Origin of the sequence: Klebsiella sp. X1-16S-Nf21, assembly GCF_002837615.1 — a bacterium.
GTDB classification, from domain to species: Bacteria; Pseudomonadota; Gammaproteobacteria; order Enterobacterales; family Enterobacteriaceae; genus Klebsiella; species Klebsiella variicola.
Map to the genome: position 1 here is coordinate 79,958 of NZ_PJDK01000017.1, position 7,038 is coordinate 86,995.

General features: G+C 54.7%; 8 protein-coding genes, 2 tRNA genes and 2 rRNA genes. 2 read left to right on the forward strand and 10 right to left on the reverse strand.

Features of this window, described 5'->3' with window-relative positions; all coding sequences use genetic code 11:
* Nucleotides 1–7: 7 nt before the first annotated feature.
* The 5 genes from CW267_RS10415 to ilvL form a co-directional block, all read right to left on the reverse strand.
* Nucleotides 8–937: a branched-chain amino acid transaminase gene (locus tag CW267_RS10415; protein ID WP_008807980.1), complete on the reverse strand. Its 930-nt coding sequence runs from the start codon at nt 935–937 to the stop codon at nt 8–10.
* A 19-nt stretch (nt 938–956) separates the two neighbouring features.
* Nucleotides 957–1,214 (reverse strand): acetolactate synthase 2 small subunit, encoded by a 258-nt coding sequence (ilvM, locus tag CW267_RS10420; protein ID WP_008807981.1) that lies wholly within the window; start codon nt 1,212–1,214, stop codon nt 957–959.
* Nucleotides 1,211–2,857, reverse strand: coding sequence for an acetolactate synthase 2 catalytic subunit (gene ilvG, locus CW267_RS10425; protein ID WP_046622505.1), 1,647 nt, complete (start codon nt 2,855–2,857; stop codon nt 1,211–1,213). The genes ilvM and ilvG overlap by 4 nt, the downstream gene beginning before the upstream one ends.
* Nucleotides 2,858–2,859: 2 nt before the next feature.
* Nucleotides 2,860–2,913, reverse strand: a complete 54-nt coding sequence (ilvX, locus tag CW267_RS31690; protein WP_201281575.1) for a peptide IlvX — start codon at nt 2,911–2,913, stop codon at nt 2,860–2,862.
* 84 nt (nt 2,914–2,997) lie between these two features.
* Nucleotides 2,998–3,096 (reverse strand): ilv operon leader peptide, encoded by a 99-nt coding sequence (ilvL, locus tag CW267_RS10430; RefSeq protein ID WP_001311244.1) that lies wholly within the window; start codon nt 3,094–3,096, stop codon nt 2,998–3,000.
* Between the two features lie 354 nt (nt 3,097–3,450).
* Between ilvL and CW267_RS10435 the strand changes: the two genes are divergently transcribed.
* Nucleotides 3,451–4,971, forward strand: a complete 1,521-nt coding sequence (locus tag CW267_RS10435; RefSeq protein ID WP_012969207.1) for a YifB family Mg chelatase-like AAA ATPase — start codon at nt 3,451–3,453, stop codon at nt 4,969–4,971.
* A gap of 24 nt (nt 4,972–4,995) precedes the next feature.
* Here the strand turns inward: CW267_RS10435 and CW267_RS10440 are convergent, their stop codons facing one another.
* Nucleotides 4,996–5,334: a DUF413 domain-containing protein gene (locus CW267_RS10440; RefSeq protein ID WP_004886877.1), complete on the reverse strand. Its 339-nt coding sequence runs from the start codon at nt 5,332–5,334 to the stop codon at nt 4,996–4,998.
* Between the two features lie 118 nt (nt 5,335–5,452).
* Here CW267_RS10440 and hdfR point away from each other — a divergent pair, with 118 nt between their 5' ends.
* A complete protein-coding gene (hdfR, locus tag CW267_RS10445) occupies nt 5,453–6,274 on the forward strand; it encodes an HTH-type transcriptional regulator HdfR (RefSeq protein WP_064180844.1) in 822 nt (273 codons plus the stop codon).
* A gap of 101 nt (nt 6,275–6,375) precedes the next feature.
* Here the strand turns inward: hdfR and CW267_RS10450 are convergent.
* The 4 genes from CW267_RS10450 to CW267_RS10465 all read right to left on the reverse strand — a co-directional run.
* Nucleotides 6,376–6,451: transfer RNA gene (locus CW267_RS10450), tRNA-Trp, on the reverse strand.
* Between the two features lie 52 nt (nt 6,452–6,503).
* Nucleotides 6,504–6,580: transfer RNA gene (locus CW267_RS10455), tRNA-Asp, on the reverse strand.
* Between the two features lie 57 nt (nt 6,581–6,637).
* Nucleotides 6,638–6,753 (reverse strand): 5S ribosomal RNA (gene rrf / locus CW267_RS10460).
* Between the two features lie 192 nt (nt 6,754–6,945).
* A 23S ribosomal RNA gene (locus CW267_RS10465) occupies nt 6,946–7,038 on the reverse strand; the annotation flags it as partial.

The window sequence follows — 7,038 nt, forward strand, 5'->3', positions numbered from 1 at the left end:
TTTTTAATTACTTACTTACCGGATCCAACCAGCCCCATTTATCTTCTGTTTCGCCGGTGAAGAGGCCAAAGAAGGCTTCCTGAATGCGTTTGGTCACCGGCCCGCGGCGACCTGCGCCGACCTGGATGCCGTCAACGCTGCGTACCGGGGTGATTTCCGCCGCGGTGCCGGACATGAACACTTCATCCGCGAGGTACAGCGATTCACGGGACAGCACCTGCTCGCGCACTTCGATGCCAAGATCTTTCGCCAGTTTGATGATCGCGTCGCGGGTGATACCCGGCAGCGCGGAAGAGGTGAACGGCGGAGTAAACAGCACGCCATCTTTTACCTCAAACAGGTTTTCGCCTGCACCTTCGGAGATATAACCGTTAACATCCAGCGCGATACCTTCCTGATAACCGTGACGACGCGCTTCGCTGCCGACCAGCAGAGAGGAGAGATAGTTGCCGCCCGCTTTCGCCGCGGTTGGGATGGTGTTCGGCGCCGCGCGGTTCCAGGAAGAAACCATCGCATCGATCCCCTGCTCCAGCGCTTCTGCGCCGAGGTAGGCGCCCCACGGGAACGCCGCGATGATAACGTCGGTTTTGTAACCGTCCGGCGGGTTAACGCCCATGCCAACATCGCCAACAAACACCAGCGGACGAATATAAGCGCTGGTCAGTTTATTGGTACGGATAACTTCGCGGCAGGCTTCCATCAGCTCATCAACGCTCTGCGAGACCGGGAAACGATAAATTTTGGCTGAGTCATGCAGACGCTGCATATGTTCGCGATGACGGAACACCACCGGGCCCTTGTGCGAGTCGTAGCAGCGGATGCCTTCGAATACCGAAGTCCCGTAGTGCAATGCATGGGACATGACGTGCACTTTCGCCTCGCCCCATGGGGTCATCTCGCCATTGAACCAAATGTAATCAGCTTTCTTCGTCGTCATTTTTTTTATTCCTCTGCGCTCAGGCGCGGATTTGTTGTGATGTGGGTTGCTGGATCTCGACGCAGGCGACGTCGACCAGTTTACTTAATTGACTAAACAGTAATTCGACGGGCCGCGGGCTGGCAACGGTCAATTCGATATTTATATTTTGCGCATCCGACGCGGTTTCCATATTCATTGCGCAGATTTGAAAACCACGGTGGCGGACCACGCGCAGCACGCGCTCTAAGGTTTCCGGATTGAAACGCGCCTGCAAAGCGACCTGATGTTGCTTCATGATAATTTCTCCAGCATTTCTGCATTACTGGCGCCGGGCGGCACCAACGGCCAGACATTCTCAAGTTCGTCGATTGAGACATGAAGCAGGTATGGCCCCTGGCTCGAAAGCATGGTGTCGAGTGCCGCTTCAACCTGGTCTTTACGGGTGATGTGTTGGCCAGGAATACCGAAGGCGCTGGCCAGCATGAGGAAATCAGGGTTATCAGTCAGAGTGGTTTCGCTATAACGTTCCTGGAAAAACAGCTGCTGCCATTGTCGAACCATCCCTAACCGCTGGTTGTCGAGTAACACGATCTTTAACGGTAATTGTTTGCGCTTGACGGTGCCCAGCTCCTGCACGTTCATCATGAAGGAACCGTCACCGGAGATACAGATCACCGTATCGTCCGGGCGCGCCACCTGGGCACCAACGGCGGCTGGCAGGCCAAAGCCCATCGTGCCTAAGCCGCTGGAGGTGATAAAGTTTTCCGGGCGGGTATAGGTCATATGTTGAGCCGACCACATCTGGTGCTGGCCAACGTCGGTTGTCACGACGCTATCCGCCGGCTTACGGTCGGAAAGCTGCTTCAGCAGCAGCGGCGCGTAGATCGCCTCGCCGGGATGATCGTAACGCCAGGCGTGCTCGGTGCGCAGTGCGGCATTATGCTCGCGCCAGGCATCGATAGCTAACGGCTGCTGCAGCGCCGGCAGCAAGCGGTTCAGATCGCCGGTCAGACCGATGTGCGCCTGACGCAGCTTGTTCAGCTCCGCCGGATCGATGTCCATGTGGATCACTTTGGCATGCGGAGCGAAGGTATTGAGCTTACCGGTCACACGATCGTCAAAGCGCGCGCCGACAGCGATCAGCAGATCGCACTCCTGTACCGCCAGGTTGGCCGCCTTAGTGCCGTGCATGCCCAGCATACCGAGATAATACGGATAATCTGCGGCCACCACGCCCAGCCCTTTCAGCGTGCAGGTTGCCGGCATTCGGGTTACCGCCAGGAATTCACGCAAAGCCGGTACCGCCTGCGCCATACCTACCCCGCCGCCAACATACAGCATCGGCTTCTGTGACTGAGCCAGCATCTGCAGAGCCTGAGCAACCTCCGCCTGCGGGAACGCCATCTCATCGTCGACGGTAGAGAAATGAGGATCAAGCTCGCCCTGGGCCATCTGAATATCCTTAGGGATATCAACCAGCACCGGGCCCGGACGGCCTGAGTTTGCCACCTGGAAAGCTTCAGCGATAACCCGCGGCAGCTCATCCAGAGACTGCACGAGGAAACTGTGCTTAGTACAGGCCAGTGACAAACCAAGAACGTCTACTTCCTGGAACGCATCCGTGCCGATGAAGGGAGCGGCCACCTGGCCGGTGATAGCGACAATGGGAATGGAATCAAGCAGGGCGTCCGCCAGGCCAGTGATCAGGTTGGTCGCGCCCGGGCCGGACGTCGCTATGCACACCCCGGTTTTCCCGGTTGCTCGCGCATAGCCAATAGCCGCCATGGCTGCCCCTTGCTCATGCCGACACAGCAGGTGCTCCACGCCGCCGTCATACAGTGCATCGTAAACCGGCATAATTGCGCCACCCGGATAGCCAAAAACTGTGTCGACTCCCTGTGTCCGCAAAGCATGTACCACCCACTGCGCGCCATTCATAGTTAGTTCCCCGTCATAAATCGGGAGAAACAGAATTTTATGCTAAAAGTCATCATCTGCTCCTCGCTTAGGTTATTTCAGTTATAAAAAAACCCCCGGACCTTTCGGTGCGGGGGTCTTAGTTCGTTAAGGCTTGATTCTTAAGCCTTTCCTCGTCCAAGTGCAGCCCCGCACGGTGGGATAATAATCACCACCACGCTAATCACGACCAGGCTAATCACTCGTAGAAGGGCTGTCATTTTCTGTACTTTCTGGCTTCTTGTTCGAAGGAATACCTAAAGAGGTACCACAGACATCACATAAAACACAAGATTTTTTTATATCCTGGTTTCTGAGCAGCCTAACAGTTTCAGGAAAAATAATTGTTTTATATGAAGAAAATCAGAAATGAAAAAAATTCAGTTTTCTTTCACGCTGTACGCTCAGCGCCCATCTCTGTTTCGGATGCACCACCTTTTTCGATCACGCTTCCATTTTCGGCTAAATGTAACGAGATGGCGTGAAAGTAATGGATTTATGCTTCTAACTTCGTGTTATTGCCGCTGCCGTTTCACGGCAGGCTCGTCATAATCCTTCTCTGTCCAGGAGGTTTTATGTCGCTCGCCATCGTTTACACACGCGCGGCGCTCGGTATCGAAGCGCCATTGATTACTATCGAGGTTCATCTCAGCAGCGGTCTGCCTGGCTTGACCATGGTCGGGCTACCGGAGACCACCGTGAAAGAGGCCCGCGACCGGGTACGCAGCGCCTTGATCAACAGCGGCTACGCTTTCCCTGCGAAGAAAATAACCATTAACCTGGCACCCGCGGATCTGCCCAAAGAGGGCGGGCGATATGACCTTCCCATCGCTCTCGCGCTTCTCGTCGCCTCAGAGCAGCTCAACACTACCCGATTGAATCAATATGAGTTTGTGGGCGAACTCGCCCTTACAGGCGGCTTACGCGGCGTTCCAGGGGCGATCCCCAGCGCAATGGAAGCCATCAAAGCTGGCCGGCGCATTGTCGTCTCCTCTGACAATGCGGCTGAGGTGGGTCTGATCGGCGGCAGCGATTGCCTGGTCGCCGACCATCTGCAACAGGTGTGCGCGTTTCTCGCAGGGCAAGCATCGCTCTCGCCGCCTCTCGCCGACGTGCCCGCCGTTGATGAACGCTGTGAAGATCTACGTGATGTTATCGGCCAACAACAAGGCAAGCGAGCGCTGGAGATTGTGGCGGCCGGTGGCCACAACCTGCTGCTGATTGGCCCGCCCGGTACCGGCAAAACAATGCTTGCCTGCCGGCTCCCCGGCCTTTTGCCGCCATTAAGCAACCAGGAAGCGCTGGAGAGCACGGCCATTCAAAGTCTGGTCAACCTCCAGACTGCGAAGACCCGGTGGCGTCAGAGGCCGTTTCGCGCCCCTCACCATAGCGCCTCGCTGGCAGCGATGGTAGGCGGAGGCTCAATACCTGTCCCCGGCGAGATTTCACTGGCCCATAATGGCGTGCTGTTTCTTGATGAACTGCCAGAGTTTGAACGACGGGTGCTGGACGCGCTGCGTGAACCCATTGAGTCAGGCAAGATCCACATATCGCGATCGCGCGCCAAGATTGACTATCCGGCGCGTTTTCAGCTTATCGCGGCAATGAACCCAAGCCCTACCGGGCATTATCAGGGCAAACATAATCGCGCGTCGCCTGAGCAGACATTGCGCTACCTTGGGCGCCTGTCCGGCCCTTTTCTCGACCGCTTCGATCTTTCTTTAGAGATCCCGCTCCCGCCGCCGGGGATACTGAGCCAGGGCACGCAGGGCGAAGAATCGAGTGCGACGGTCCGTCAGCGTGTGCTGGCGGCACGTGAACGCCAAATGCTCAGGCAAAATAAGCTGAATGCGCATCTTGAGAATCGTGAAATGAAGAGCTGCTGTCACTTGCGCCAGGAGGATGCGCTTTGGCTGGAACAGACGTTAACGCAGCTGGGGCTTTCTATACGGGCCTGGCAGCGTCTGTTAAAGGTGGCAAGAACCATTGCCGATCTGGCAGAAGCTGAAGAGATTGAACGCCGCCATTTGCAGGAGGCGCTCAGCTATCGGGCAATAGACCGGATGCTAAACCATCTGCAGAAAATGATGGCGTAAAAAAAGGGCTTACGCCCTTTTTTCTTAGTCATCGCTTTCGGTGTAATCGTCAGCGCCTTCCATCTGCGGTTTGCCGCCGGAAAGAGTATGGAAACGCTTCGGCCGCTTAATGCGTGCCATATACTTAATCCATACGCGTTCTGCTTCCGTTACCGGCTCACGTTCACCACGGCACACCGAGACAAATTGTTTTTCATCATCGGTAACAGGTTCGCGTTTACCCAGTTCCAGTTCGTTAAAGGCATAACCATGACGTTCCAGCAGTTGCGCCTCTTTGATGGTGAAATCACCATGACGGGAGAACCCGCGTGGATAATTTTTATTGTCGAAAAAACGATTAGTCGTCGTAAAGCTTTCCGCCATCCTACACGCTCCTGATTCTTTGGCCGAGCTATTTATGGCGCGGAGTATTAGTTACGCTTGACAGAGCGTCAAACAAAACATTTAAATCATGACGACAAATAATTTTGTGGAGAACGGTGTGGATACGGAATTGCTCAAGACTTTCCTGGAAGTGAGCAGAACTCGTCACTTTGGGCGGGCAGCAGAGGCACTTTACCTGACGCAGTCAGCGGTCAGCTTTCGTATTCGTCAGCTGGAGAATCAACTTGGTGTGAACCTGTTCACCCGCCATCGTAATAACATTCGTCTGACGACCGCCGGAGAAAAGCTACTGCCCTACGCCGAAACGTTGATGAACACCTGGCAGGCCGCGCGCAAGGAGGTCGCTCACTCTTCGCGACATAACGAATTCTCCATCGGGGCCAGCGCGTCGCTGTGGGAATGTCTACTGAACGGCTGGCTGGGGACTCTCTACAAAGATCCCTATAACCTGCAATTCGAGGCGCGGATCGCCCAACGTCAGTCATTAGTTAAACAGTTGCATGAACGCCAGCTCGATCTCCTGATCACAACTGAATCACCGAAGATGGATGAATTAAGCTGCCAGTTGCTGGGTAATTTCACCCTGGCGCTCTATTGTGCCGCCCCAGGGAAAAATAAGAATGATTTGAACTACCTGCGTCTGGAATGGGGGCCGGATTTCCAGCAAAACGAAGTGGGGCTGATTGGTAGCGATGATGTGCCACTGTTAACGACGAGCTCCGCAGAACTGGCCTATCAGCAACTCAGTACCTTGAATGGCTGTACCTGGTTACCCGTCAGTTGGGCGCAGCAGAAAAGTGGTCTGCATACGGTGACCGATAGCGTAGCGCTCTCACGTCCTCTGTATGCCATTTGGCTACAAAATAGTGATAAACAAGCGCATATTCGCGAGATCCTGAAAAGCAGCATACTGGAATAAAGATCTGACTCCATGGATGGAGTGCTCAGAAAGCAAGGAAGAGAGAGGAATGGAAAAATTACAAGCAAAAAAAATCCTTTGCCTAAGCAAAGGATTATATATGGCAGGGGCGGAGAGACTCGAACTCGCGACACCCGGTTTTGGAGACCGGTGCTCTACCAACTGAGCTACGCCCCTAAATCTTTCTCGCTATTAAGCCCGCTAATATAGCAGGCTTAATTTTAATAAGTGGCGGAACGGACGGGACTCGAACCCGCGACCCCCTGCGTGACAGGCAGGTATTCTAACCGACTGAACTACCGCTCCACCGAATTTCTTCGCTTTATTACCACCGGTTGTCACCCCGGCTTACTGCAATTTGATGCCTGGCAGTTCCCTACTCTCACATGGGGAGACCCCACACTACCATCGGCGCTACGGCGTTTCACTTCTGAGTTCGGCATGGGGTCAGGTGGGACCACCGCGCTATCGCCGCCAGGCAAATTCTTTGTGCTCGTCCTGTGTCTTTTGCGCTCATACTGCGTTGGCTGCTCTCGCGAGTGTCAGTCACATACTTATGTATGCTCCTTCCATCGCCTCGTTTGCCGCCTTGTCTCAGCGCAAAATCCTTCGGACTCTGAATCAGAGCTGAAAATCTTCTCTCAAATCCGCCAAAACAGCTTCGGCGTTGTAAGGTTAAGCCTCACGGTTCATTAGTACCGGTTAGCTCAACGCATCGCTGCGCTTACACACCCGGCCTATCAACGTCGTCGTCTTCAACGTTC

Coding starts and splice junctions, on each gene's coding strand:
- CW267_RS10415 (WP_008807980.1), bottom strand. CDS start 937: ATGACGACGAAGAAAGCTGATTACATTTGGTTCAATGGCGAGATGACC.
- ilvM (WP_008807981.1), bottom strand. CDS start 1,214: ATGAAGCAACATCAGGTCGCTTTGCAGGCGCGTTTCAATCCGGAAACC.
- ilvG (WP_046622505.1), bottom strand. CDS start 2,857: ATGAATGGCGCGCAGTGGGTGGTACATGCTTTGCGGACACAGGGAGTC.
- ilvL (WP_001311244.1), bottom strand. CDS start 3,096: ATGACAGCCCTTCTACGAGTGATTAGCCTGGTCGTGATTAGCGTGGTG.
- CW267_RS10435 (WP_012969207.1), top strand. CDS start 3,451: ATGTCGCTCGCCATCGTTTACACACGCGCGGCGCTCGGTATCGAAGCG.
- CW267_RS10440 (WP_004886877.1), bottom strand. CDS start 5,334: ATGGCGGAAAGCTTTACGACGACTAATCGTTTTTTCGACAATAAAAAT.